Source organism: Variovorax sp. S12S4 (assembly GCF_023195515.1).
Taxonomy (GTDB): domain Bacteria; phylum Pseudomonadota; class Gammaproteobacteria; order Burkholderiales; family Burkholderiaceae_C; genus Variovorax.
The window spans coordinates 2,756,819-2,781,554 of sequence record NZ_JALPKR020000002.1 but is presented as its reverse complement, the minus strand read 5'-3'; the positions used below and the strand labels follow the sequence as shown (position 1 = coordinate 2,781,554).

Annotated in this window: 23 protein-coding genes and 1 pseudogene; 7 read left to right on the top strand and 17 right to left on the bottom strand. The window is 66.8% G+C overall.

The genetic code is table 11. The features are described 5' to 3' along the window. Positions 1-97: 97 nt before the first annotated feature. The 3 genes from M0765_RS13635 to M0765_RS13625 are packed head-to-tail and all read left to right on the top strand — an operon-like array spanning position 98 to position 3,710. Positions 98-1,909 (top strand): aminotransferase-like domain-containing protein, encoded by a 1,812-nt coding sequence (locus tag M0765_RS13635; protein WP_258504143.1) that lies wholly within the window; start codon positions 98-100, stop codon positions 1,907-1,909. After that, complete coding sequence (locus M0765_RS13630) at positions 1,804-2,448, top strand: Fe-Mn family superoxide dismutase (protein ID WP_258504142.1); 645 nt, start codon at positions 1,804-1,806, stop codon at positions 2,446-2,448. The genes M0765_RS13635 and M0765_RS13630 overlap by 106 nt, the downstream gene beginning before the upstream one ends. Continuing rightward, positions 2,445-3,710 (top strand): MFS transporter, encoded by a 1,266-nt coding sequence (locus M0765_RS13625; protein ID WP_258508257.1) that lies wholly within the window; start codon positions 2,445-2,447, stop codon positions 3,708-3,710. The genes M0765_RS13630 and M0765_RS13625 overlap by 4 nt, the downstream gene beginning before the upstream one ends. Before the next feature lie 35 nt (positions 3,711-3,745). On the opposite strand, the gene M0765_RS13620 is transcribed toward M0765_RS13625, so the two are convergent. The 7 genes and pseudogenes from M0765_RS13620 to M0765_RS13595 form a co-directional block, all read right to left on the bottom strand. Beyond that, entirely contained in the window at positions 3,746-4,132 is a 387-nt protein-coding gene (locus M0765_RS13620; RefSeq protein ID WP_258504141.1) for a hypothetical protein, read from the bottom strand. 77 nt (positions 4,133-4,209) lie between these two features. Continuing rightward, entirely contained in the window at positions 4,210-7,353 is a 3,144-nt protein-coding gene (locus tag M0765_RS13615) for an efflux RND transporter permease subunit (RefSeq protein ID WP_258504140.1), read from the bottom strand. Positions 7,354-7,368: 15 nt separating this feature from the next. Next, complete coding sequence (locus tag M0765_RS13610) at positions 7,369-8,532, bottom strand: efflux RND transporter periplasmic adaptor subunit (RefSeq protein WP_446751596.1); 1,164 nt, start codon at positions 8,530-8,532, stop codon at positions 7,369-7,371. A 5-nt stretch (positions 8,533-8,537) separates the two neighbouring features. Next, the gene (locus tag M0765_RS13605; RefSeq protein WP_258504139.1) at positions 8,538-9,161 is read right to left on the bottom strand and encodes a hypothetical protein; all 624 of its coding nucleotides are present in this window, start codon (positions 9,159-9,161) and stop codon (positions 8,538-8,540) included. After that, complete coding sequence (locus tag M0765_RS29235; RefSeq protein ID WP_342456008.1) at positions 9,158-9,484, bottom strand: transporter; 327 nt, start codon at positions 9,482-9,484, stop codon at positions 9,158-9,160. The genes M0765_RS13605 and M0765_RS29235 overlap by 4 nt, the downstream gene beginning before the upstream one ends. A gap of 692 nt (positions 9,485-10,176) precedes the next feature. Then, positions 10,177-10,254 (bottom strand): annotated as a pseudogene (locus M0765_RS29230) (hypothetical protein); the annotation flags it as partial. Positions 10,255-10,536: 282 nt separating this feature from the next. After that, a complete protein-coding gene (locus M0765_RS13595; protein WP_258504138.1) occupies positions 10,537-10,890 on the bottom strand; it encodes a hypothetical protein in 354 nt (117 codons plus the stop codon). A 263-nt stretch (positions 10,891-11,153) separates the two neighbouring features. Between M0765_RS13595 and M0765_RS13590 the strand changes: the two genes are divergently transcribed. Next, complete coding sequence (locus tag M0765_RS13590; RefSeq protein WP_258504137.1) at positions 11,154-11,966, top strand: helix-turn-helix transcriptional regulator; 813 nt, start codon at positions 11,154-11,156, stop codon at positions 11,964-11,966. 15 nt (positions 11,967-11,981) lie between these two features. Here M0765_RS13590 and M0765_RS13585 read toward each other — a convergent pair whose 3' ends face one another. The 7 genes from M0765_RS13585 to M0765_RS13555 form a co-directional block, all read right to left on the bottom strand. Next, positions 11,982-12,803 carry an alpha/beta fold hydrolase gene (locus M0765_RS13585; RefSeq protein ID WP_258504136.1) on the bottom strand — a complete coding sequence of 274 codons (822 nt, stop codon included), beginning with the start codon at positions 12,801-12,803 and terminating at the stop codon, positions 11,982-11,984. Between the two features lie 78 nt (positions 12,804-12,881). Next, positions 12,882-14,477: an MFS transporter gene (locus M0765_RS13580; protein ID WP_258504135.1), complete on the bottom strand. Its 1,596-nt coding sequence runs from the start codon at positions 14,475-14,477 to the stop codon at positions 12,882-12,884. Further along, positions 14,470-14,865 (bottom strand): DoxX family protein, encoded by a 396-nt coding sequence (locus M0765_RS13575; RefSeq protein ID WP_258504134.1) that lies wholly within the window; start codon positions 14,863-14,865, stop codon positions 14,470-14,472. The genes M0765_RS13580 and M0765_RS13575 overlap by 8 nt, the downstream gene beginning before the upstream one ends. A 5-nt stretch (positions 14,866-14,870) precedes the next feature. After that, positions 14,871-16,760 (bottom strand): amidohydrolase, encoded by a 1,890-nt coding sequence (locus tag M0765_RS13570; protein ID WP_258504133.1) that lies wholly within the window; start codon positions 16,758-16,760, stop codon positions 14,871-14,873. A 1-nt stretch (position 16,761) separates the two neighbouring features. Further along, the gene (locus M0765_RS13565; protein WP_258504132.1) at positions 16,762-17,040 is read right to left on the bottom strand and encodes a XapX domain-containing protein; all 279 of its coding nucleotides are present in this window, start codon (positions 17,038-17,040) and stop codon (positions 16,762-16,764) included. Between the two features lie 16 nt (positions 17,041-17,056). Next, a complete protein-coding gene (locus tag M0765_RS13560) occupies positions 17,057-17,710 on the bottom strand; it encodes a hydrolase (RefSeq protein ID WP_258504131.1) in 654 nt (217 codons plus the stop codon). 139 nt (positions 17,711-17,849) lie between these two features. Further along, on the bottom strand, positions 17,850-18,569 hold the full coding sequence (locus M0765_RS13555; RefSeq protein WP_258504130.1) for a pirin family protein: 720 nt from the start codon (positions 18,567-18,569) through the stop codon (positions 17,850-17,852). Between the two features lie 166 nt (positions 18,570-18,735). Between M0765_RS13555 and M0765_RS13550 the strand changes: the two genes are divergently transcribed. Then, a complete protein-coding gene (locus M0765_RS13550; protein ID WP_258504129.1) occupies positions 18,736-19,644 on the top strand; it encodes a LysR family transcriptional regulator in 909 nt (302 codons plus the stop codon). A 33-nt stretch (positions 19,645-19,677) separates the two neighbouring features. On the opposite strand, the gene M0765_RS13545 is transcribed toward M0765_RS13550, so the two are convergent. From M0765_RS13545 to M0765_RS13535, 3 genes are all read right to left on the bottom strand, one after another. Further along, a complete protein-coding gene (locus M0765_RS13545; protein WP_258504128.1) occupies positions 19,678-20,595 on the bottom strand; it encodes an AraC family transcriptional regulator in 918 nt (305 codons plus the stop codon). 95 nt (positions 20,596-20,690) lie between these two features. Beyond that, positions 20,691-22,628, bottom strand: a complete 1,938-nt coding sequence (locus M0765_RS13540; RefSeq protein WP_258504127.1) for a sensor histidine kinase — start codon at positions 22,626-22,628, stop codon at positions 20,691-20,693. Positions 22,629-22,794: 166 nt separating this feature from the next. After that, entirely contained in the window at positions 22,795-23,397 is a 603-nt protein-coding gene (locus tag M0765_RS13535) for a GNAT family N-acetyltransferase (RefSeq protein ID WP_258504126.1), read from the bottom strand. Positions 23,398-23,542: 145 nt separating this feature from the next. On the opposite strand from M0765_RS13535, the gene M0765_RS13530 reads away from it, so the two are divergent. Next, positions 23,543-24,103: a dihydrofolate reductase family protein gene (locus M0765_RS13530; RefSeq protein ID WP_258504125.1), complete on the top strand. Its 561-nt coding sequence runs from the start codon at positions 23,543-23,545 to the stop codon at positions 24,101-24,103. A gap of 186 nt (positions 24,104-24,289) precedes the next feature. Beyond that, positions 24,290-24,682 carry a VOC family protein gene (locus M0765_RS13525; RefSeq protein WP_258508253.1) on the top strand — a complete coding sequence of 131 codons (393 nt, stop codon included), beginning with the start codon at positions 24,290-24,292 and terminating at the stop codon, positions 24,680-24,682. Positions 24,683-24,736: the final 54 nt, after the last annotated feature.

Genomic DNA, 24,736 nt, shown 5'->3' with positions numbered 1-24,736 from the left:
TATTGCCGTTTTGTGACTCGCGATAACAGCCACAATTTATTGAAATTAGGTGCAGTACAGTTGCATGCCGTGCCGTTCATGAAAGCAGGATTCAACCGTGTCGCAATCTCCCCGGTTCCGCTATGAAGAAGTCGCCGATTTCGTGGCCGGCCTCGCCGGCCGGGGCGCGCTGCGGCCCGGCATGCGCGCACCGTCGCTGCGCGAGATCAGCACCCAGCAACGCACCAGCCTCAGCACGGCCGTTCAGGCCTATCGCCTGCTCGAAGACCGCGGCATCCTCGAGGTGCGGCCTCAGTCGGGCTACTACGTTGCCAAGGCGCCGCCCGCGTTGCCCGTTCCAACGACCACGCGGCACTCGATCCGGCCCGCGAAGGTGGAGCTCTCGGGCCTCATGCTCGACCTGCTGGAGCACGCCTCCGACGACACCCTGGTGCCGCTCGGCTGCGCCATTCCCAACCAGCGGCTGCTGTCTTCGTCCAAGCTGGATCTTGTGCTTGCGCGCACGGCGCGCGTGAAGGGCGGGCAGAGCAACACCTATTCGCCGCCGCGCGGCGAGATGTCGCTGCGCCTGGAAATTGCCCGGCGCGCGCTGCGCTACGGGCAGGCGCTGTCGCCCGACGACATCGCCATTACCTGCGGCTGCACCGAGGCGCTGGCACTGGCGCTCGACGCGGTCACCGAGCCCGGCGACACGGTCGCGATCGAATCGCCCACCTACTTCGGGCTGCTTCAGGTCTTGCGCGCGAAGAGGCTCAAGGTGGTCGAGTTGCCAACCGATGCCGTCACTGGCGTGGACGTCGACACACTCGGCGACATCGTGGCCTCGGGCAAGGTGCGCGCCTGCGTCCTGGCATCGAGCTTCAGCAATCCGCTGGGCTGCACCATGCCCGAAGACAACAAGCGCGCCGTGCTGCGCCTGCTCGCGAAGCACGGCGTGCCGCTGATCGAAGATGACGTGTACGGCGACGTTCATTTCGGCGAGGAGCGCCCCCTGCCCTTCAGCGCGCTCGACACGCACGACAACGTCATCTACTGCGGCTCGTTTTCAAAGACGCTTGCGCCCGGCTACCGCATCGGCTGGGTCGCGACCGGCCGGCACATGGCGCGGGTGCTCGAAACCAAGTTCGCCACGAGCCTGGCCACGCCGGTGCTGACCCAGGTGGCGCTGGCCACCTTTCTCTCCAACGGCGACTACGACCGGCACCTGCGCCGCATCCGGCGCGAGTTTGCCGACACCCTCGAACGCATGACGCGGGTGATCGAGCAGGCGTTTCCGCCGGGCACGAAGGTGTCGCGGCCCGAAGGAAACTTTGTGCTGTGGGTCGAGCTGCCCGAGCCGGCCGACACGCGCCTGCTGTTTGCGCAGGCGCTCGAAAAAGGCATTTGCTTCGCGCCCGGCGTCGTGTTCTCTGCCAGCGGCAAATACGCCCACTGCCTGCGGCTGAGCGGCGGCCACGGCTGGGCCCCCGGATCGAGAAGGGCCTGCGCACGCTCGGCGCCATGGCGCGCAAGACGCTCGCGGGGCGCACTCCAAGTTCGTGACTCCCGGCTTGGACAACGGATTCAAAGCCGGTGTACGATGCCGGCATCGGGAAAACAGCCTCCCGTTCTGCAAAGTCAGACGGTGTCCCGTCCAAGCGCTGGTGACTCACAACGGAGCACTCCGTGGACACCACTTCGCCTGACGCATCTCACGCGCTTTCTGCGCCCGTTCCCCTCCCGCTTTCTCCCTTCGACCCGATGCTGCTGCACGAGCTGTACCTCGCCTCGCTCGGCGGCAACAGCGAACCGATGGAGCCTGCCATGGCGCTGGCCCTCTCGGCCAGCTTCGGCAGTGCCGAGCGTTGGCGCGAAGAGTTTGCCGCCATGGGCAAGGCCCATGACGGCGGTTCGGGGTGGGTGTTGCTGAGCTTCCAGCCGCGCGAAGGCACGCTGGTCAACCAATGGGCCGCCGACCATGCACACGCGCTTGCGGGCGCCACACCCATCCTGGCGCTGGACATGTACGAGCACGCGCACCATCTGGACCACGGCGCCGCTGCGGGCGTGCATGTCGACTCCTTCATGGAAGACATCCACTGGGCTCGGGTGTACGAGCGCTACCAGCAGGCCGTGCACGCCGCCAGCGAGCCCTTCGGCGCAACGCAAGATGAGGTCGCCGGATCGACGCTGCTCGACGTTCGCCGGGCCGGCGTGTTCGAGCATGCGACCGCGATGATCCCCGGTGCCACGTGGTTCGACCCGTCGGCCGTGGACCGATGGGCCTCCGAGCTGCCGGCGGACCGCAGCGTCGTGGTCTATTGCGCCTACGGGCATGAGGTCGGGCGCAGCACCGCGATGCGGCTGCGCGCCATGGGCATCGATGCGCGGTGTTTGCGCGGCGGCTTCGACGGCTGGCAGGCCGCGGGCCGGCCGGTCGAGGCCAAGCCTCCCGGGCCATGCCGATGAGCGCCGCACCTTCGCCTGGGCCGCGCACCGGTCTTGCAAGACTGCTGCCAGCCGGAGTCGACCCGGGCGCCGTGCCTTTGCTCGCCGCCCGCGGACTGCGCGCCTTTGGCGACGGCTACATGGCCGTGCTGCTGCCGGCCTACCTGCTGTCGATCGGGCTGGGTACGCTGGAGGTCGGCATCGTCGCCACCGCGACGATGCTGGGCTCGGCGCTTGCCACCCTCGCAGTGGGCGCCTGGGGATATCGCTTTGCGGGCGGCCGGCTGCTTCGGGGCGCCGCCTTGCTGATGGCGGCCACGGGCCTGGGCTTTGCGGGCCTGACGTCGTTCTGGCCATTGCTGATCGTCGCGCTGGTCGGCACGCTCAACCCCAGTTCGGGAGACGTCAGCGTGTTCCTTCCGCTCGAACATTCACGGCTGGCTGCGGCGGCGCAGGGGCATGCCCGCACGGCCCTGTTCGCGCGCTACAGCCTGTTGGGTGCGTTGTGCGCGGCATTGGGTGCATTGGCCGCGGCCGTGCCCGACTGGCTGGTTCGGCACAGCGGACTCACGCGGCTCGATGCGCTGCGCGGGATGTTCGTGGTCTACGCGGCCATCGGGCTGGCCGTGTTCTGGCTTTACCGGAAGCTGCCCGCGCACATCGGCACCGGCAGCAGCGCGAACGGCGCGCCTGTGCCGCCGGCACCGCTCGGACCGTCTCGGCGCGTGGTGATGCGGCTGGCGGCGCTCTTCAGCGTCGATTCGTTTGCCGGTGGACTCGCCATCAACGCGCTGATGTCGCTGTGGCTGCTGGAGCGGTTCGGCCTCTCGCTGACCCAGGCGGGCGTGTTCTTCTTCTGGACCGGTTTGCTCGGTGCAGCATCGCAGCTTGCCGCACCGGTGGTCGCCCAGCGCATCGGGTTGCTCAACACCATGGTCTTCACGCACTTGCCGGCCAACGTGTGCCTGGTACTTGCGGCGCTGGCGCCCAGCTTGCCGATTGCACTCGGCCTCCTGATGGTTCGCAGTGCACTGTCGTCAATGGACGTGCCCACGCGAACGGCCTACGTGATGGCGGTGGTCACACCCGCGGAGCGCAGTGCCGCGGCGAGTTTCACGGCCGTGCCGCGCAGCCTTGCCGCGGCCATCAGCCCGACGATCAGCGGTGCGCTGTTTGCAGCGGGGTGGATCTCGCTGCCGCTCATCGCCTGCGGGCTGCTGAAGATTTCCTACGACCTCGCGCTCTGGCGTGCCATGCGGCGGGACCGGGTGGATGGGGAGTAGCCGGCTCTGGCGTCGACGTACCGAGGCTCTCTGGGCTACTTGATCGTGAAGCGCACCGTCGTGGTCTTGCGGCCTTCCGTCACCGTAGCCACTGCCTTGGCGCCTTTGCCGAGCTTGACGCCCTTGGCTTCCAGCTTGTTGCCGCCCGCCGGCTTGAGCTCGGCTTCAGTCTTCTCGGCACCGTTCAGAACGGTCAGCTTGCCGCCCATCTGCTTGACGTTGTAGTCGGCCTCGTGATCGACGACATAAAGCGCCGCACCGTCGGCGGCGGGCACGAGTTCGAACGACATGTCGCTTGCAGTCTGCACAACACCGCCGTGCCGCGCCGGCGCAGCGCCATGGGCGTAGGCAGGCAGGGTCGCAACGGCCGACGAAGACAACAAGAGCGCGGCGAAAAGGTGCTTGAATTTTCCGGATTTCATTGTGTGGGGTTCCTGTGTTCCATCTCGGCGCGCTTGGACAGGCGGCGCCGCGGTGCCTTTGGGAGTCGGGATCTGCGTCAGTAGGCCTCCTGCGGTGTGGGCCGGATACCGGCTTCGACCGGCTCCGCTTCGAGCAGGCGCTCGGTGGCGCGCTGGCCGAAAAGCCAGAAGAGAACCGGCGTCAACAGCGTGTCCAGCAGCGTCGAGCTCACGAGGCCGCCAAAGATCACCACCGCCACCGGATGCAGGATTTCCTTGCCCGGCGCATCGGCCGCCAGCAGCAGCGGCGTGAGCGCAAAGGCAGCGACCAGCGCGGTCATCAGCACCGGCGTCAGCCGCTCCAGCGACCCGCGCACGATCATGGCCTGCCCGAAGGCTTCTCCTTCGAACCTGCACAGGTTGATGTAGTGGCTGATCTTCAAGATGCCGTTGCGTGTGGCAATGCCGGCCAGGGTGATGAAGCCCACCATCGATGCGACGGAAAGGCTCACGCCCGCGAGCCACATCGCCACCACGCTGCCGATGAGTGCGAGCGGAATGTTGGCCATGATGATGCCGGCCAGCACCGCGGACCTGTAGCGCGCATACAGCACAAGGAAGATCATCGCGAGCGAGATCAGCGAAAGGCCCACGATGAGTTTCACGGCCTGCTCCTGTGCCTGGAACTGGCCTTCGAGGCTCACGAAGGTGCCCGGGGGCAGGTTGGTCTTCGCGATCACCGCGCGGATGTCCTTGATCACGCGCCCCATGTCTGAGCCGTCGGTGTTGGCGTACACCACGATGCGCCTTCGCCCGTTCTCGCGTCCGATCTGGTTCGGGCCATCGGTTTCCTCCACTGTGGCAATGGCAGAAACCGGGAGCCGCCCCGCAGGCGTGTCGATCAGCGTCGTAGCCAGGTCCTGCGGACTGCGCCGGCCATCGGGCAGGCGCAGCACGAGGTCGTAGCGGCGCAGGCCGTCCACGATCTGCGCGCCATGCGCACCATCCGTGAGCGCCTGCAGGACGCGGATCGCCTCGCCGGGTGAAAGGCCGGTCTGCGCGAGCTTGCGCTGGTCGAGGCGCACGGTGATCTGCGGGATGAGCACCTGCTTTTCCACCGTCAGGTCGACGAGGCCCGGCACGCCCGAAAGGCCTTGCCGCATCTGCTCGCCCAGGCCGCGCAGCGTGTCGGTGTCGTCGCCGAAGATCTTCAGCGCAATCTGTGCGCGCACGCCCGACAGCAGGTGGTCCAGCCGGTGAGAGATCGGCTGGCCGACCGCGACTTGCGCCGGAAGCACGGCAAGCCGCGACCGGATGTCAGCCATCACGGCCTCGCGGCTGCGCGCGGAGCGCTTCAGGTCCACATCGATCTCGGCCGAATGCACGCCTTCGGCATGCTCGTCGAGCTCGGCGCGGCCCGTGCGCCGGCCCACCTGCGTTACCTCGGGCACATCGGCGATCAGCGTCTCGGCGAGCGCGCCCATGCGGTTGGCCTCGGCCAGCGCCGTGCCGGGATTGAAGACCATGCCCAGCACCAGCGAGCCTTCGTTGAACGCCGGCAGAAAGGCGCGCGGAAAGAACGGCACGCTGGCCGCAGCCGCGGCAACCGCCAGCGCGGCGATGGCGATCAGCAGCTTCGCGCGCGCGAACGACCAGCCCAGCACCTTTTCATCCCAGCGCTTGAGGCGCGTGACCAGCGGGCTGTCGCCATGTTCCAGCCGCTTCATCTTCGGCAGCAGGTAATGGCACAGCACCGGCGTGACGGTCATCGACACCAGCATCGAGGCCAGGATGGACACGATGTAGGCAATGCCCAGGGGCGAGAACAACCGCCCCTCGATGCCCGGCAGCGCGAAGAGCGGCACGAACACCAGCACCACAATCACCGTGGCATACACGATGCCCGAGCGAACTTCCACGCTGGCTTGCCGCACCACCTCCATGGTGGACAGGGGATTGCCCGCCGCACGGTTCTGCTTGAGGCGGCGCACGATGTTCTCGACGTCGACCACCGCATCGTCGACCAGCTCCCCGATGGCAATGGCCAGGCCGCCGAGCGTCATCACGTTGATCGATTGGCCCAGCAGCTTGAAGGCCAGTGCCGTGACCGCCAGCGACAAAGGAATGGCGACCAGAGAGATGACCGTGGTGCGCGCCGAGAGCAGAAACGCGAACAGCACGATCGCCACCATGATCGCGCCGTCGCGCAGCGCCTCGCTCACGTTGCCGATGGAGGACTCGATGAAGTCGGCCTGCCGGAACAGCACCTTGGGCGCGGCAAGTCCGGGCGGCAAGCCCTGCTTCAGTTCACCCAGTGCGGCCTCGATGGCACCGGTGAGCTGCACCGTGTCGGCCGCGGGCTGCTTTTGCACGCTCACGATCACTGCCGGCGCGCCGTTGTAGCCGGCGTCACCACGCTTCATGGCGGCTGCGTAGCGCACCTCGGCGACCTGGCTCAGCAGAATCGCACGGCCATCTTTCCAGGCCACCGCAACGCCCTGCAGGTCTTCGACGCGGTTGGTCCGTCCGATATGGCGGATGAGGTATTCGCGGCTGTTGAGGTCGATGAAGCCGCCGCCCGCATTGCCGGCGAAGCCGCGCAGCGCCTGCTCGACCTGCGTGAGCGAGACGCCGAACTGCGCCATGCGCGCCGTGTCGGGTTCCACCCGCAACTGCCGCACATCGCCGCCAATCGGTATCACCTGCGACACCCCCGCAATCGACAGCAGGCGCGGCCGCAGCACGAAGTCGGCATATTCCCGCGCCCGCATCGGGTCGGCGGCAGTCTTGCCATCGCCCGCAGACAGCGGCAATGCGATCAGCATCACCTCGCCCATGATCGAGGAGACCGGGCCCATGATGGGCGCAATGCCCGCCGGCAGTTGCTCGCGCACCTGTGCGAGGCGCTCGGCCACGAGCTGGCGGTTGCGGTACACGTCGGTGCCCCAGTCGAATTCGGCATACACGATGGAAAGGCCGATGCCCGAGGTCGAACGCACGCGGGTCACGCCCGGCATGCCGTTGAGCGCCGTCTCCAGCGGAAAGGTGACAAGCTGCTCTACCTCCTCGGGTGCCATGCCACCCGCTTCGGTCAGCACCGTGACCAGCGGCTTGTTGAGGTCCGGAAACACATCGACCGGCGTGCGCCACGCCGTGATAGCACCGTAGACCAGCAGCAGCAGCGCAATCGCGAGCACGAACAAGCGGTTGCGCAGGCTGTTTCGAACGATCCAGTTGAACATGTGGAGCGGCTCCGTTCAGCGGATCTGCGCAATGAGCGGTGCGCCTTGCACCACCACGCGGTTGTCGGCGCCCAGGCCCTGGGTAACGATCACGGTGGCGGCGTCGAGCGCGCGGTATTGCACCGGCTGCGGTATGTAGCGTTCGGCGCCGGACTTGATCCAGACGATCGGCTCGTTCGAGCTGTTGCGCACGACGGCCTGCGCGGGCAAGACGAACCCTTTGATGCGCTCGTTGAGCGATGCGACGACCGTGACCGGCTGCCCGACCGCGAGGGGCATCGGGGTGCCCGCCTTCTCGGGCTGCGCGCGAAAGGTCAGCGGCAGCACGCCGTCGCGCAAGGACCGCGCAGCACCGAGCAACTTCAGCCTGACACCTGGAATGCCCTGCAAGAAGGCGTCGCCGACGCGTGTCGGCAATGCCGGGTCGGCGGTTGTGGCCTCGACCAGCACACGGCTGGGGTCGATCACTTCGAACAGCACGTCGCGCGCTTCGACGATCTGGCCGGCGACCGCATCGGCACGCGCGATGAGACCGGCGACAGGCGCCGTCAGTGCCTCCCGCGAGCCCAGGCTGGCACCAATGCTTTTCTCCCGCGCCGTGAGGCTCTCGAGCTCGGCCCGGGCGGCTTCGATCTCCTTGCGCGGCACGGTGCCTTCGAGCGACTGCAGGCGCTGCACACGCTTTGCCGCCAGCTCCCGGTTGCTTCGCAACTCGGCCAATTGCGACTGCTGCGCCGCAAGTGCATAGGGCTCCGCATGGTGCTGCACATAGGCGAGCACCTCGCCGCGCTGCACGGCCTGCCCCGCCACCGGCAGTCCCGCCGGCCCCGGCATGATCCGCCCGCCGTGCGCCGGCTGCACGCGCCCGCCGGCATTCGGGTCCATCACGATGCGGCCGGAAAGCTCCACGGTCGCGTGGGCCTCGGTTTCGTTCGCGAGCACCGTCCGTACGGCCATGCGCCGTTGCGCCAGCATCGGCACCTGCACGCTGCCGTCGGGCAGCCGGGCCAGGCCGGAGGTGCTTCCGCCGGTCGGCGCATCCAGGTGCTCGCCGTTGGGGCCGTGGGCGCCTGGCGCGGCGGATGCGGTGCCGAGGGCGGCGAGGTGCAGGGCGACAAGAATGCCGAGCGCTGCGCACCGGTGATTGCGCGTCATCCACCGCGGCGCTGAAAAAGTCATCTGCTTCATCGAGCGTCTCCATCGCGTGTTGCCGTGCGGCCGCCGGGCCTGCGGCTCAGCGCGTAGATCACAAGACCCAGCGCGACGAGCGCCAGGACCAGCCATGCCGTCGTCGGCATTCCATGGCCGTGCCCGTCTTCATGCGAATGCGCGTTGGCACCTTCGCTCGTGAGCGTGCCTTCCAGCAGATCGGACTCGGCACCCGCCACGATGGTGACCACCACCGCATGCGCGCCGGGGGCCTTCAATGCCTTGAGGAACGCGGCATCGTCCACCGCGTAGTCGCCCATGTCCGCGTGGAACTTTGCGGGCGCCTTCAGTGCGCCGGTCTCGATCTCGACCTTTGCGTCCAGCACGGGTTCGCTGGTCTCGAACCGGTTGATCAGCATCGAGAACTCGTCATCGCGCAGTTGGCCGACCAGTTCGAAGGCCTCCGACCTGGCTTCCATGCGTGGTGCCTTGCTCGCGCCGGACGCCGCCTGGGTGGGGCCATCGAGATGCTCGCCATTCGGGCCATGGGCCCCAGGCGATGCCATGGCACCGGCTGCGAAGAAAAGGAACAGGGCCGCTGCGAGTAGCACCAGGCGTTGATGCCACCTGCGCTGTGTGGCGTTCGATGAATCGATCATGGAAGAAGTCCGAGTGCTTGTTGGAGTTGGGCGTGGGCAAGGCCCAGGGCGGCCTGCTGGCGTGCGAGTGCCGCATCGGCCTGCGCCGCCGCGTTGGCGGCACGCAGAAGTTCGGGGAGCGAGGTCTCGCCGGCCTTGAATGACGTGTCGACGAGTTGGGCGCGCTCGCGAAGCAGCCCTGCGCGATCGCGAGTGCCGTCGAGTTGCTGCGCGGCGCTCTGCAGCGCACTTCGCGCCAGGGCCAGGTCAGCGTCTTGCCGCTCGCGCAAACGCTGCTCGGTGGCCTCGGCCACGTCGAGCTCGCCGAGCGCCGCCGCCTGCAACGGCGCGTTGCGGCTGTCGGTGCCGAACGGGATTCGAAGGCCGATTCCGATGCCGCGTTGCGCCGCCTCTCCGAAACCGGGGATTCCTCGCGGAACTTGACGGAGAGTTCGGGCGGGTCGCGGCGCGACAGGTTGACTGAATCCAGCCGCTTGCGCGCACGCTCGACGGCCTGCGCGGCCAGGCGCAGTTCCGGGTGTTCTTCGGTGGGCATATCGGAAAGGCTCGCCGCCGGCGGAGGCTGCAAGCGCGGCATGGCCTCCAGCCCGGTCAGCGTTTTCCATTGCGCGCGCGCGGCCTGCACGCGCTGGTCGGCGTCGCTCTGCGCAGATCTGGCCTCCAGAAGGTCGGCGCGCGCCGCCAGTGCATCGGCTCGTGCGAGATCGCCGGCCTGGACGCGACGCTGCACGTCGTCGGCAATGCCTTGGAGATAGCGCGCCTGCGCGGCCACCGAAGCGGCTTCGGCCTGGGCTGCCGACAGCTTCCACGCCGCCTCCCTCACCTGGCCGGCCACGCGCAATCGGGCGGCTTGCGTTGCGGCGTCGGCAAGCTTCGACTCGGCGTCGGCCGCCGCGGCGCGCGCGTCGCGCTGGCCGGGCAACCAGAGCGGCCAGACAAGACCGACTTCCGTTTCGCGCCGCCCCGCATTCGAGTGCGCGCGGTCGTTGAGGTGGTTCAGCTCGACGGCGGGCGGCGCTGCCCAAAGGCTGGACGCGGCGGTCTGCTCGGCCCGGGCGCGCCGGGCCTGCGCATCCGATTCCCGGGCCTGCACGGCACGCTGCCAGGCGGCCTCGAGGGCGCGGCCGAGCGTCACGCCGGCCGGCAAAACGGACGAAGGAACGGGCGCCTGCGCAGTTGCGGGCGCGGCTCCCAGAAGCACGCTTCCTGCGACGGCGCAGGACACGAACCATGGAACGGGTTTCACAAGACTCCTGACTGACGTGGAGGCGAGGAGCCCCGCGGATCGCGTGCACCAAGGCACGGCATCGTCCGGCGGGTTTCGCCTGCATGAAAACGACCCACCCGCGCAAGCGCTGGGTGAGCAAGGGCGTTTTCAGGCGGTCAGTCTTGGAGGTCGTCGAGGGCCGTCGGGATGCGGCCCGGCTCTTGGCAATTCGTTCACCGCCAGCGGCGGTGCGCCGACGGCCGGCGCAAAGGTGAACGACATGGTCGCCCAGACTGCCGAGCTGCCCAGGCAACCATCGGAGGCAACGTGCTGCAGGGATTCGTCGGACTCGTCCAGCGCGACCGATCCGTCATCGTGATGATGGTGGGCTTCGCCTTGCCAGTGAAGAACGGCGTGCCCGATTTCCTGCGCATCCGCGAACGCCGTCGTCTGCCCGGCCATGGCAAAGGCCTGCCAAAAGGCAGAGAGCAGCAGAAGAACAATCGCGAAGCGCCGACGCATGCAAACAGTCTACCGGAAGCTCCCGCGCGGCTTCGAATGCCCGTGCTCCTGATAGGCTTGCCGACTCCCCTTCCCTGTTCCGTCCACCCATGCATGTTGAAAGCGACCGTCTGGCGCAAAGCAGAATCCCGTTTCCGCCCGCTCCGCAAGCATCGCCGCTGCGAGTCACGCCGGCACCGAAAGACACGCTCGGGTGCATGTCCAGCCATCTTCAACGGGACCAGGGCCTGAGCGCAAACGGCGTCGGAATCCACCGCAAGACCATGGCCCAGCCTCACCTCCACCATGTGGAGACGGAGCCCAGCGCTCGCGGCGTGCTGCTCGGCATCTCGATGCGCGACGGCCACAGCCGGCGCATCGTGGCCGGGCGGCATGCCTCGTGCCACGACTTCGACAGGGGATCGATCTACATTCGCGGTTTTTCGGAACGCTATCGTGCCGACATCCGGCGCCCTTTCGATTTTGTGCTGCTCGAGATATCGCAGGCCAGCCTGGACCGGGCCATCGAGGAAAAGCCGGGCAAGCGCGTCGGCAGCCTTGCCCATGTGGCGGGCGTCCGGGACGAGGTGCTGCTCAACCTTGCCGAGGCCCTGGCGCCGGCGCTCGAGAACCCCGCCGGCGCGAGCATGTTGTTCGTCGAGCAGCTGAGTGTTGCCATGACGAGCTATCTCGTCGAAACCTACGGCGGCGCGGCAACGTCGGCCCCCGCACCAACCGGATCCTGTCGCGCTCGCACGAGGCGCGCGCCAGAAATGCTGCGCAGCAAATTCGACGGCAGCATTTCAATCACCGAGATCGCCGACGCATGCGGGCTGTCGCGCAGCTATTTCATTCATGCCTTTCGCGAGACCACCGGCTGCACGCCTCATCAATGGCTGATTGCGCAGCGGCTGGAGCACGCGCGCGCGCTCCTCATGAACGCCGGCGCTTCGCTGGCGGACATTGCCGCGGCCTGCGGCTTTGCCGATCAAAGCCACTTCTCCCGTGTCTTCTCGCAGCATGCCGGCGTGCCGCCAGGCATCTGGCGGCGCAGGATGCGGGTTGCAGACACAGCGCCGCCGCGGCCAGGCTTTTGATGGCCCGTGTAGCAATCAGCCCTGGATGAACGCGAGCAGGTCGGCGTTGACCTGGTCCTTGTGCGTGGTGCAGGTGGCGTGCGGCGCACCGGCGTACACCTTGAACTGGCTGCCCTTGATCATCTTGGCTGCCAGCCTGCCGGTGGCGTCGATCGGCACGACCTGGTCGTCGTCGCCGTGGATCACGAGCGTGGGCACGTCGATCTTGGCCATGTCGGGGCGGAAGTCGGTCTCGGAGAACGCGGTCACGCAGTCGATCGTGGCCTTGATCGAGGCTTGCAGCGCGATCTGCAGCGTCTGCTTGAAAACGCCTTGCGACACGTTGGCACCCGGGCGGTTGGTGCCGTAGAAGAGCGTGCTGAAGTCGTCGAGAAACTGCGGGCGGTCGGCGGCCAGGCCGGCGCGAATGCCCGCGAACAGCGATGCGTCGGGGCCCACGGGGTGGTCTTCGGTCTTCATGAACAGCGGCGTCACGGCGCTGATGAGCGCAAGCTTTGCCACGCGCGCACTGCCCTTGCGCGCGATGTAGCGGGTGACGTCGCCGCCGCCCATCGAGAAGCCCGCCAGGATCACGTCGTTGAGGTCGAGCTTTTCGATCAGCTCGGCGATGTCGTCGGCAAAGGTGTCGTAGTCATAGCCGGTCCAGGGTTGGCTCGAGCGGCCGAAACCCCGGCGGTCGAACGCGATGACGCGGTAGCCGCGTTCCGCGAAGAACAGCATCTGCGCGTCCCACATGTCGGCGCTGAGCGGCCAGCCGTGGCTGAAGAGGATGGGCTGGCCCGTGCCCCAGTCCTTGTAGTAGAGCTCGGTGCCGTCGCGCAATGTCAGTGTGGTCATGGTTTTTCAGTGGTAGTGGAGTTGAGGGAAAGGAGAAAGGAGAAAGGAGAAAAGAAAAAGAAAGCCGACATCGAAAAATCAGAGGGAAAGAAAGTGGTGCACCTCGGGCTTTCCGGGTCCGATGTGAAAGCGCACCGCTTCGTTCTGCAGGTCGGCGTCGGCATGCGACACGCGCTGGTGCTGGCGCAGGTGCTCGGCCCAGGACTCGACGAGAAACCACTCCATCACGCGCTCCGCGTCGCCGGTGTGCTCGGTCACGCCCCATGCATAGGCGCCGTCGCGGCGGCGTTCGAGCGACAGGCGCTTCATCGCTTCCATGAACGCAGGCCGGTCTTCCTTGCGAATGCGGTACTCGACCTGCACCATCACCGGCCCGCGGTCATGCGCCACGGGTTCGGCCAAAAGCGGCTCGGGCCAGTGGTTCGAGGCTTGCAGGTCGGCTTCGCCGGTGGGCAGGCGCACCCGGTGGAAGATGAGGCCCGCAACCACCAGGCCCACGGCGCCCGCCACCAGCGTGTAAGGCACGCCGATCTGCTGCGCGACGAGGCCCCAGCCCAGGCTGCCGGCCGCCATTGCGCCGTTGAACACCGTGAGGTACACCGCCAGCCCACGGCCGCGCACCCAGTTGGGCAAGATGGACTGCGCCACGCCGTTGAGCGTGGTGAGCGCGATGATCCAGCCCAGCCCCAGCAGCAACAACAGCACCACCGCGAGCCATTGCGGGGGTGCAAAGACCAGCCCGCCCATTACGGCAGCGCTGAGCAGCGAAGCCAGCAGCAGCATGCCGTCGGCATCGAGCCGCGCGCGCAGCCGTGGCATCAGCAGCGCCCCGCCGATGGCGCCCGCGCCCACGGCGCCGAGCAACACACCATAGAAGCCCGCCGTGCCGCCGAGCATCTGGCGCGCCACGAGCGGCAGCAGCGCCCACACAGAGCTTGCGAACACAAAGAACACCGCCGCGCGCAACAGCACCACATGCAGCTCTTTGCTCGCTCGCGTGTAGCGGATGCCGGCGCGGAAAGCGCCGAAGAAGTTTTCGGACAGCCCGGTGTCGACGGCTGCGGGGCGCTTCCACCAGATGAGCGCCGCAATGACGAACACATAGCTCAGCACGTCCAGGCCGTAGGTCACGGCGGCGCCGAAGCTCGCGAGAATGAGCCCGCCTGCCGCCGGGCCGATGGAGCGCGCGATGTTGATGCCGAGCGAGTTCAACGCGACCGCGCTCTTCAGGTCGCTGCGGGGCACCAGCTCGGGCACGATCGATTGCCAGGTCGGCCCCATGAGCGCCGCGCCGATGCCGCCGACGAAAGTCAGCGCGATCAGGTATTCGACGGTGAGCGTGCCGGTGTGGGAGAGCACCAGCAGCGTGCCGCTCACGGCCGCGAGCACCAGCTGCACGAAGATCAGGAAGCGCCGCCGGTCGAGGATGTCGGAGAGCACGCCCGCCGGAATCGCCAGCAGAAAGATCGGCAGCGTGGCCGCGGTCTGGATCAGCGCCACCGCGGTCGGGTTGGCCGAGAGATCGGTCACCAGCCACGAACTCGCCACGTCGCGCATGAAGCTGCCGATGTTGCCGAGCACGGTGGCCGCCCACAGCACCGCGAACACCGGCTGGCGCAGCGGCGCAAAGGCGCTGGGCGGCGAAGCGCCAGCGCCCTTGGGGGAATCAGTCATGGGTGCGCTCCTTCAGGTCGAGCCAGGCCACGAGCACAAAGCCGCCGACCAGGCCCAGGTGTTCGAAGAATGAATTGGCGGCCATGAAGCGCTCGGGCTGCGGCATTTCCCAGAAGCGCAGCGCGACGAAGGTCGCCATCAGCGTGAAACCGCCCAGCGCCAGCGCGCCGAGCCAGCGCAGGAAGCCCGTGAGAATGAGCGCCGAGGCGCCCAGCTCCAGCACGATGACGGCCACTGCCAGCGGTGCGGCGGGCGACAGGCCGAAGTGGTTCATCTCGGCGATGGCCGCGTTGAAGTCCATGGCCTTGTTGATGCCGCCCTGCAGGTAGGCCGCGCAGAGCAGCGGCAAGGCGACCCAGCGCACCGCGGGTGAAGTGGTCCAGCGCATGGCCATCACACCGCCCAGCAGGCGCAGCCCAACGCACCCCAGAAGCTCTTCAGGTCGGCAATCGGCAGCTTGCTGCTCCAGGCGGTTGCATGCTGGTGGCCGTGCACGCTGCAGTTGTTGGCGCAGGCACAGGCCATGGCCGCGCGGCGCATCGCCTTTTGCAGCGGCGCGCCCTCGGCATCGCCCCAGCCGGCATAGCCGCCGAAGCTGCGCACAGGCGACCAGTCGGGCATGGCCGGCGGCGGCGCGCCCTCGTCGTGCGGCTGGAACGGGCCCGCGGCATACACCACCTTGCCGCCCACCATGGTCAGGAGCGCCGTGGTGTCGGCAATCTCGGACTCGGGACAGGCGAAGAAGTCGCGGTCGGGCACCATCAGGTCGGCCAGCATGCCGGCTTCGATGCGGCCCTTCTTGCCGACCTCGTTCGAGAACCAGGTCACATTCTCGGTCCACATGCGAAGTGCCGCCTCGCGGTCCAGGCAGTTGCGCTGCGGGTAGAGCTGCATGCCGCCCACGGTCTTGCCGGTGACCAGCCACGAGAGCGACACCCACGGGTTGTACGAGGCAACGCGCGTGGCGTCGGTGCCCGCGGACACCTTCACGCCCTTCTCGAGCATGCGCTTCACCGGCGGCGTGGCTTCGGCCGCACCGGCCCCGTAGCGCTCGACGAAGTATTCGCCCTGGTAGGCCATGCGGTGCTGCACGGCAATGCCGCCGCCGAGCGCGGCGATGCGGTCGATCGATTTTTCGGAGATGGTCTCGCAATGGTCGAAGAACCAGTTCAGGCCCGCGAGCGGGGTGTCGCGGTTGACCTTCTCGAAAACGTCGAGCGCACGGTCGATGGTTTCGTCGTAGGTGGCGTGCATGCGCCACGGCCACTTGTTCTGCACCAGCACGCGCACCACTTCTTCGAGCTCACCCTCCATTTCGGGCGCCATGTCGGGCCGCGGCTGGCGAAAGTCTTCGAAGTCGGCCGCCGAGAACACCAGCATTTCGCCCGCGCCGTTGTGGCGAAAGTAGTCGTCGCCCTGCTTGTATTTCGAGGTGGCCGTCCAGTTGAGGAAGTCCTGCTTCTCCTGCTTGGGCTTTTGCGTGAACAGGTTGTAGGCCAGGCGAATGGTGAGCTGGCCGGCATCGGCCAACTGCTGGATCACCTGGTAGTCCTCTGGGAAATTCTGGAAGCCGCCGCCTGCGTCGATGGCGCCGGTCACGCCAAGGCGGTTGAGCTCGCGCATGAAGTGGCGCGTGGAATTGAGCTGGTATTCGAAAGGCAGCTTCGGCCCCTTGGCCAGCGTGGCGTAGAGGATGCTCGCGTTGGGTTTGGCCAGCAACAGCCCGGTCGGGTTGCCGGCTGCATCGCGCGCGATTTCTCCGCCGGGCGGTGCCGGCGTGTCCCTGGTGTAGCCCACCGCGCGCAGCGCCGCGCCGTTGAGCAGCGCGCGGTCGTACAGGTGCAAGAGGAACACCGGCGTGTCGGGTGCCACGGCGTTGAGCTCTTCGATGGTCGGCAGGCGCTTTTCAACGAACTGGTGTTCGGTGAAGCCGCCTACCACGCGCACCCATTGCGGCGCCGGCGTGATCGCGACCTGACGCTTCAGCATCGCCATGGCGTCGGCCAGGCTGCGCACGCCGTCCCAGCGCAGCTCGAGGTTGAAGTTGAGCCCGCCGCGAATGATGTGCAGGTGGTTGTCGATGAGGCCCGGCAGCACGCGCCTGCCCTGCAGGTCGATGACCCGGGTGCCGCCGTCCGCCAGCGGCAGGATGTCTTGCGCGCGGCCTACGCGGGTAAAGCGGCCGTCCGCAATGGCGACGGCATCGGCCACGGGGTTGGCGCGGTCCAGCGTGGTGAAGCGGCCGTTGTGCAGGATCAATTGGGGGGCGGTGGTGCCGGCCATGTCAGGCGTCCTTCTTTCCGGCTGCGGTGCCGGCTTCGGCCTTGGCGCATTGCGGCAGTTCGCCGAACACATGCGGCTTGACCTGGTGCCGCAGCCACGAGGTGGCCACGGCATCAGGCTTGATCACGCTCTTGATGAGCGGCGGGATCTGCTCGCCGAGCAAGATGCCGAGCAGCCCCACGAGGGCAATGACCGGCGGGGCCGGCGAGCGCACCTGGAACAGTGCGTAGATCACACCGACCAGCAGGCCGAGCGCGAGCGACAGGACGTAGGGCTTCATTCCGTTCACCTGGCCATCAGCCTTCGTGGGCGCCGAACATGGTCTTGGCGTAGGTCACGCCCAGGCCGTAGGCGCCGCCGAACTTCTTCGCGATGCCGGTGGTCATCTCGTAGGTGTCGGTGCGGGCCCAGTCGCGCTGCAGCTCGAGCAGGTATTGCAGCGAGGTCATCGGCTGCGCTCCGGCCTGCACCATGCGATCCATGGCGCGGTTGTGCGCTTCGGTGGACACATCGCCGCAAGCGTCGGCAATCACGAACACCTCAAAGCCCTGGTCGATGGCCGACAGCGCCGGGCCCACGATGCACACGCCGGTCCACAGGCCCGACAGCACGATGCGCTTCTTGCCGATCTCGTTCACGCGGTCGATCACCGCGGCGTCTTCCCAGGTGTTCATCGAGGTGCGGTCGAGCATTTTCTGGCCCGGGAAGGCATCGGTGATCTCGCTGAACATCGGGCCCGAGAAACTCTTCTCGGCCACGGTCGTGAGGATGGTCGGCACGCCGAAGCCGGCGGCCGCGTTGGCGACCAGGGCGGCGTTGTTGCGCAGGTTGACCGCATCGATCGAGTGCGTGGCAAATGCCATCTGCGACTGGAAGTCGATCATGACCAGCGTGTGGTCGGCGGGGTTGAGCAGCTTGGAACCGGCGGTAGGGGTGGCTTTGATGGACATGGGACTCTCCGTGAGTTGGTGAAAAAATTGGGTCTTGTGTTGCCATGCATCGTCGTTTCGGCGCCGATGCCTGTCTTGTCGATTAGTGAGGCCGTTTGGACATTTGCCGTCCGCGCCGGCCACGGGCGCATGTGCAATGTCAGAAAGAAGGCAACTCTTTCGGGCGCAGGTCGAACACCAGCACCTCTGCGCCCTGGCCGCGCGCCAGGTCGAGCCGCTCTTCGCCGCGCACCCGCGCACCGTCGCCCTCCCCCAGCCGCTGGCCGTTGACTTCCACGCTGCCGCGCGCCACATGCACATAGGCATGGCGATCGGGGCCGAGCGTGAGCGAGGCGGCTTCATCGCCGTCGAACAGGCCGGCGTAGACGCGGGCGTCCTGGTGCACGGCAAGCGAGCCGTCGGTGCCTTCGGGCGAGACGATCAGCCGCAGCCGGCCGCGCTTTTCCTCAGGCGCGAAGTGCACTTGCTGATAGCGCGGTGCAACGCCCTTGGCGTTGGGCACGATCCAGATCTGCAGGAAGTGCAGCGGATCGGTGGCGGACGAATTGAACTCGCTGTGGCGCACGCCGGTACCGGCGCTCATCATCTGCACGTCGCCGGGGCGGATGACGGAGCCGGTGCCCATCGAGTCCTTGTGCTCGAGCGCGCCGTCGAGCACGTACGAGAAGATTTCCATGTCGCGGTGCGGGTGGGTGCCGAAGCCGCGGCCGGGATGCACGCGGTCGTCGTTGATCACCAGCAGGTCCGAGAAGCCCTCTTGTTCCGGGTCGTGGTAGTGGCCGAAAGAAAAGGTGTGGCGGGAGTTGAGCCAGCCGAAGTCTGCAAGTCCGCGGTCATTGGCGCTGCGAATTTCCAACATGATTGAGGTCCTTGGTGGTTGTTTGGTTCGATGTGATTCACAATCGCTTCGGAGAAGAATCTCCGAGGCATGGCTGAATCATCTTTCTTTCACCAAGGCCTGTTGACGAAACTTTTAGCCGTCAATAATCGAATTTTTCGATGATTCAATTCTTGAAGGACCTGCCGTGCTCAAGCTCAGCCTCGAAGCCATCGAACTGGTGGACGCCATTGCGCGCCACGGCTCGTTCGCCGCCGCGGGCACGCGCCTGAACAAGGTGCCCTCGACCATCTCCTACGCCGTGGGCAAGCTCGAGGAGCAGCTGGGCATGCTGCTGTTCGTGCGCAACGGGCCGCGCGTGACACTCACCGCGGCCGGCGAAGAAATGTTGAAGGAAGGCCGCTGGCTGCTCGGCGCCGCGGGCGATCTCGAATCGCGCATGCGGCAGATCGCCACCGGGTTCGAATCGGAACTGCGGCTGGTGCACGACTCGCTGATTCCCACGCAAGCATTGATCGACGACATCCGCGCGTTCGAGGCGCTGCGCTGCGGCACGCGGCTGCGCATCGGGTGCGAAGCGCTCACCGGCACGTGGGAGGCATTGCGCGAAGGGCGCGCCGACATCGTCATTGCCGCAGGCGAGGGGCCGGCCGGCGGGGGCTACCAGGCGGTGATGGTGGGCAGCCTCGAGTTCGCGTTCTGCGTGGCGCCCACGCATCCGCTGACCCGGCTCGAGCGGCCGCTGCATCGCGGCGACCTGCTGGAACACAACGCCATCGTGGTGAGCGACAGTGCGCGCACCCTCTCCGACCGCACCGTGGGGCTGCTTGCCGGCCAGCACCGCGTGGCGGTGCCGAGCATGGCCGCGAAGATCGCCTGCCAGGCCGCGGGCCTGGGGCACGGATTCTTGCCGAGGGCCTGCATCGAGGGCGAACTGAAGCGCGGCACGCTCATCGAGCTGCAAACCGAAGAGCCGCGCGCCCCCGAGGCATTCTGGCTTGCATGGAAGACCGGCGCCAAGGGAAAGGCGCTTCAGTGGTGGGTTAAGCAGCTGAACCGGCAACTGGTTCCGGCGCTGCTGCCGAGGTCGCTCTGAACCGTCAGCACAGTGCGCGAATTGGCGCCCGAATCAGCCCGCGTTCAGGCGCCGCCAGCGCGCGGGAGACGTGCCCATGTGCGCGGTGAACACCCGCGTCAGATGGCTCTGGTCGGAAAAGCCGCAGGCGGTGGCAATCTCCGCGATCGGAAGATGCGGCTGCCCCAGCAGGCGGCGCGCCGCTTGCACGCGCTGCGCTACAAGCCATGCATGCGGCGTCTGCCCCGTCGTCTGCTTGAAGGCCTTGCTGAAGTGGCTGCGCGACAGCGCACATTCGCGCGCGGCGTCGCCCAGCGACACGTCCCCGGCAAGGTGCTCCATGAGAAACGCCTTGGCGCGGCGCTCCTGCCAAGGCGCGAGGCCACGGCCTTGCACGGGCGCCGGCCCGGCTACGCCGCCATAGGCATGCACCACGTGCGCCTTCAGCGCCAGCGCCAGGTGTTCCACGAACAGCCGGCTCGCATCCTGCGGATGCATCAGCACCGGCAGCATGGCGCGCCCCAGATGGGCGACCACCGGATCGAGCGTGCCGGCGGGGCAGCCCAGCCGGTCGACACGCGGCATTTCCATTTCTTCGGTGAACGCATCGATGGTTGTGCGCGGCAGGTGGAAGAACACCGAATGGAACGGACTGCTCACGTAGGCCGAGATGCGCCGCGAAAGATCGGCAATGTGAAAAGCGCCCTCTTGCTGCAGGCCCAGTTGCCGGCTGTTGCCGTCGCGGATGATGCGCCGGCTGCCGCCCGGATTGATCTCCACGCTGAGCAAGAACGCGTCTTCGGTGGGCAGCGGCGCGAGCACGAAGAGATGCGGCAGCTCATAGCGCATGCGCGCAATGCCCAGTTCGCAGCCGCGGCGCGACCTGCTCACGAAGGACTGAACCGCGTCGATGCCGTACTGCGATGCGAGCCGTTGTCCGAAGTGGCAGCCGATACCAGGAGCACTCAGCATTTGGGAACGATGCGCAGGGTCATGGGACGATTGTCGGCTGGGAGAAACCGCATGGTAGCCAGTTGGGCTGCTCGAATATGCGGGCGGCGGGTGCATCACTGGGGAACGAATTCGGTGCCGGCGACCTGTTCAAGCGGCAACCAGAGCGTGAAGCGCGTTCCGGCGCTGCCGGATTCCCAGTTGACGGTGCCGCCGATGGCCGTTGCGCGCCGCTGCTGGTTGCGCAGTCCCCGGCCTCGTCGATGCAGCGCCTCCTCCACGGCAAAGCCCTCGCCGTTGTCTTCGATCACCACGCATACGCCCTGCCCGTCCGTTGCGGTGCTGAAGCGGATGGTGGTGGCCCGGGTGTGGCGCAGCACGTTGGCCACGCACTCCTGCATGATGCGCAAGATGTGCAGTGCGCTGCCGGGATTCAGCCACGACAGCGCGGGCACCGACTGCACTTCCCAGCGCAGCGCGAGGCCGGCGCTCTCTATGCGTGGTGCCAGGCGAAAGCGCAAGGTGGCCAGCAACAGCAACAGATCGGCATCCACGCTCTCCATCGAATCGATGGCCAGCTTCAGGTCGTCCATGCAGCCCTTGAGCACGCCGGAGATCTCGCTGTCGGTCATGGCGCCTTGTTCGACCGAGCGAATGGCGCTGATCAGCGAAGACCCCAACCCGTCATGCATGTCCTGCATCAGGCGCCGGCGCTCGGCGCCGAGCATTTGCTCGTTCTCGACCACGCGCAGCCGCTGGTAGCTTTGCTCCAGCTCGGTTTCGCGCGCCTGCAGGCGTTGCGCCAACCCCTTGTTCAACCGGGCCACTTCGGCAAACGCGCCCGTGTACCGCTGGAACATGATGTACGAGAAGATGAAGAACAGGCTGATGATGGCGTAGGGGGAGGTGTACACGCTCTCAGGGCTGACCAGGTTGTTTTGCAGCAGCCCGTCATACGAGGTGAACGCGACGGCCGCCACCGCCCAGCCGGCCACCAGGCGCCCCTCGGGCAGCTTCGCACGCAATGCCTTGCGCAGGTTCACGGCAAAGATCAGTACCGCAACGGGCAGCACCGCCAGGTTGAGCAGCGGCGTGAACAGATAGAGACTCGGCATCGCCTCGGATGCATGCGGCAGGGTCGCGACACTGCAGGCCAGCGCCAGGGCGACAGACAAGCGGGTCAGCCAGGCCGAGGGCTGCTGATGCAAGCGCTGCAAGAACAGGTGGATGAGGATGATCAGCCAGAGCAGCGAGACAACGGTGATCCATTCGAACCATTCGTCCGAAATCGGCAGGTAGTCGCCGCTCACAAAATAGTGGAGCGTGCGCAAATAGGCCAGTGCCGAGATGGCAAAGAACAGCAGGTAGAGCAATTCGCGCCTTCGGCCCAGCCACACCGCAAACGCGAACGCGCCCACCGCCAGGAATGCGGCACTGCCCATGAACGGCAACTGCACTTGCAGCAACTGGCGCACCTGGTAGCGCCAGCCGAGCGAGTGCTGGTCACCCACCCAGACCGTCGAAACTCCGCTGCCGCTGCTGCGCAGGCGATCGATGCGAATCAGCACCGAGCGCGGAGGAGGCGTGTTGGCCGCCGCGTTCAGCGGCACAAGCAAGGGTTGGTTGTAGCCGTTGTGCACGGCGCTGCCTTGCGATTGGTAGAGCAGCACGCCGTCGCCGTACACCGCAATGCGGCCCAGGGTCTTCCAACGCGGCAGGTAGAGAAGGCGCGGCTGTGCTGCCGATGGCGCCAAGCCGGCCAGCTCGATGCGGTACCAATCGGTGATGGTGTTCACACCGCCTGACGACGTGGGAACCAGTTCGCGCTCGGCCGTGTGCGGCAGGCTGACTTCCAGCCATCCGTCGACCGGCAGCCTGGCTTCCTCGATGCGTCGCGGCGGGGCCGAATAACCCGTACCCGTGATGGACAGCAACTCGGCCCGCGTGATGTGGACAGCGCCATCGGGCTGCCCCGCTGCCGCATCCGCAACTGGCGGCTGCATGGCGCTCGCACATGGCAAGGCCAGCCACAGCGCCACGGCCCACCAGGCCATCTGCTGATGGTTCCTGCGCGGGGGGTGGAGTCGCGATGCATCGGCCGAGTCTGTGGTTCGTTACCACTAATGTATGAGACAAGGTCGCCTGTGACGGCCAGCACGAGCGTCAGTGGCGCATCTGCCTTGCGTCCGGGACCGCAGGAAGCCGTCCAGTTCCGCGGGGTCAGGCTTCTGGCCGGCGGGGCTTGCGGAGCATGGGCGTGACGAGCGGGGCCGAACCCACCTGGATCTGGCCTATCACCTCGAAGCCGTGGTGCTGGTAGAACGGAATGTTCTGCGTCTTCGACGCCTCGAGGTATGCCAGCGATCGCTCCTCATCGCAACGGGCGAGAGCGTGGCGCATCAACGCCGCCCCAATGCCTTTGCCCTGGGCGTTCGGCTCGACGCCGATCTGGGGCAAGTACCAATGAGCTTCTCGAGGATGCGACTTTTCCATCTTCTCGAAGGTGGCCAGCAGGTCGTCCATGTGCTCGGGCTTTGCCGTGTCGCGGAACACTTTGTCGAGAGCCTGGCCGTTCGGCGCCACGCCGGGAGGCAGCCAGAGCGCGGCGCCGCAGAAGTCCACGGACACATAGGCCGTGCCGTGCTGGAAACTGCTGCCTGCGAACTCGCCTGTGGCCACGGGCATGGCCAAGAGATAGTCGTGCACCGAAGGCCACGCGAACCGCGCAGGCGGATCGGTGAGGAATGCCGCCACGATCGCAGCAACGGCGCGCGGAATCTCGTCGGACGTGGCACTGCGGATCTCAATCGACTGCTGGATCATTTCGTCCTCCTCATGTGGAAACGGAAGGTTCGCACTTGCCGGAAAACTCGGGTTGTCGCACATATAGTAGGCCTCGCGCAGGATTCGCGCAGGCATTCGTCGACAAGCGGCAGTCCAGCGACCGCTTGACTCGGAGGAGACTCGTATGGGACTTCTAACCTTCAGCCTCAACCTCACCCTGGACGGCTGTGTCGACCACCAGGAGGGAATCGCAGACGACGAGACCCACGCCTTCTTCACCCGCCTCATGGACGACGGAGGGGCGATGCTGTGGGGCCGCACCACCTACGAGATGATGGAGAGCTACTGGCCGGCCGTCGCCCACGGCGATGCGGACGCGCCGCCAGCAGTGCGCGAATGGGCGATCAAGCTGGAGACCAAGCCGAAGTACGTCGTGTCGTCGACGCGAACGGACTTTTCGTGGGCCAACAGCCACCACATCGCCGGCGACTTGCGCTCGGGCGTGCAAAGGCTCAAGGACGCGACCCCGGCCGGCGTGCTCCTCGGTAGCGGCAAGCTCGCGGCCGAGCTGGACCGGCTGGATCTGATCGACGAGTACAAGTTCCTCGTTCACCCCAGGATCGCCGGCCACGGCCCGACCCTGTACCAGAGCGGGTTGCCCAGCACGCGACGGCTTGAGCTCGTCTCGGCGAAGCCGCTCGGCAACGGTGCGGTGGCAATGCATTACCGGCGAGAGCGCGGCTAGCAGTCGGTTGTAGCGCACGCCTGCCGCGCGGCCCGTCGCTGCACCAAGGCTGCGACCGGATACAGTCGGCCAAAAGCGGGCCATCCGCCTCTCCTTGCAGTGAAGCATGCTTCCGGCCGCCGACATGGCAAGATTGAATTGCACGCTCAGCATTGGGCGGCTACACGAATCAACGCTCAACCACAAATGAAGTTCGGATACACCATCATCTACGTGCCAGATGTCGAAGCCTCGTTACGGTTCTTTGAGCAAGCATTTGGCTTCCCTCGACGGTTCCTGCATGAGTCTGGAACGTACGGCGAGGTTGAGACTGGGAGTACGACGCTTGCCTTCGCGCACCACGAACTGGCATCCACAAACTTTGACGGCGGCCATGTAGCCGCCTCGGAGTCGAAGAAGCCTTTGGGCATGGAACTGGGTTTCGTTACCGACGACGTTGAATCTGCGCACATGCGCTCGTTGGCGGCGGGCGCGACAGAATTGGCCGAACCTCGCACCAAGCCCTGGGGACAAGTCGTGTCGTATGTGCGCTGCCCAGACGGCACGCTCGTTGAGCTCTGCTCTCCCATGGGGGGCTGATATCGGTTGACTCGTTCAGGCCAGGAGCTGACGGTCAGACCTGTGGCAGGATTC

Coding starts and splice junctions, on each gene's coding strand:
- M0765_RS13590 (WP_258504137.1), top strand. CDS start 11,154: ATGGCCCAGCCTCACCTCCACCATGTGGAGACGGAGCCCAGCGCTCGC.
- M0765_RS13580 (WP_258504135.1), bottom strand. CDS start 14,477: ATGACTGATTCCCCCAAGGGCGCTGGCGCTTCGCCGCCCAGCGCCTTT.
- M0765_RS13540 (WP_258504127.1), bottom strand. CDS start 22,628: ATGGCCTGGTGGGCCGTGGCGCTGTGGCTGGCCTTGCCATGTGCGAGC.
- M0765_RS13545 (WP_258504128.1), bottom strand. CDS start 20,595: ATGCTGAGTGCTCCTGGTATCGGCTGCCACTTCGGACAACGGCTCGCA.
- M0765_RS13605 (WP_258504139.1), bottom strand. CDS start 9,161: ATGATCGATTCATCGAACGCCACACAGCGCAGGTGGCATCAACGCCTG.
- M0765_RS13555 (WP_258504130.1), bottom strand. CDS start 18,569: ATGTTGGAAATTCGCAGCGCCAATGACCGCGGACTTGCAGACTTCGGC.
- M0765_RS13620 (WP_258504141.1), bottom strand. CDS start 4,132: ATGAAATCCGGAAAATTCAAGCACCTTTTCGCCGCGCTCTTGTTGTCT.
- M0765_RS13595 (WP_258504138.1), bottom strand. CDS start 10,890: ATGCGTCGGCGCTTCGCGATTGTTCTTCTGCTGCTCTCTGCCTTTTGG.
- M0765_RS13535 (WP_258504126.1), bottom strand. CDS start 23,397: ATGATCCAGCAGTCGATTGAGATCCGCAGTGCCACGTCCGACGAGATT.
- M0765_RS13570 (WP_258504133.1), bottom strand. CDS start 16,760: ATGGCCGGCACCACCGCCCCCCAATTGATCCTGCACAACGGCCGCTTC.
- M0765_RS13560 (WP_258504131.1), bottom strand. CDS start 17,710: ATGTCCATCAAAGCCACCCCTACCGCCGGTTCCAAGCTGCTCAACCCC.
- M0765_RS13610 (WP_446751596.1), bottom strand. CDS start 8,532: ATGACTTTTTCAGCGCCGCGGTGGATGACGCGCAATCACCGGTGCGCA.
- M0765_RS13530 (WP_258504125.1), top strand. CDS start 23,543: ATGGGACTTCTAACCTTCAGCCTCAACCTCACCCTGGACGGCTGTGTC.
- M0765_RS13630 (WP_258504142.1), top strand. CDS start 1,804: ATGGCGCTGGCCCTCTCGGCCAGCTTCGGCAGTGCCGAGCGTTGGCGC.
- M0765_RS13525 (WP_258508253.1), top strand. CDS start 24,290: ATGAAGTTCGGATACACCATCATCTACGTGCCAGATGTCGAAGCCTCG.
- M0765_RS13565 (WP_258504132.1), bottom strand. CDS start 17,040: ATGAAGCCCTACGTCCTGTCGCTCGCGCTCGGCCTGCTGGTCGGTGTG.
- M0765_RS13575 (WP_258504134.1), bottom strand. CDS start 14,865: ATGCGCTGGACCACTTCACCCGCGGTGCGCTGGGTCGCCTTGCCGCTG.
- M0765_RS13585 (WP_258504136.1), bottom strand. CDS start 12,803: ATGACCACACTGACATTGCGCGACGGCACCGAGCTCTACTACAAGGAC.
- M0765_RS13625 (WP_258508257.1), top strand. CDS start 2,445: ATGAGCGCCGCACCTTCGCCTGGGCCGCGCACCGGTCTTGCAAGACTG.
- M0765_RS13615 (WP_258504140.1), bottom strand. CDS start 7,353: ATGTTCAACTGGATCGTTCGAAACAGCCTGCGCAACCGCTTGTTCGTG.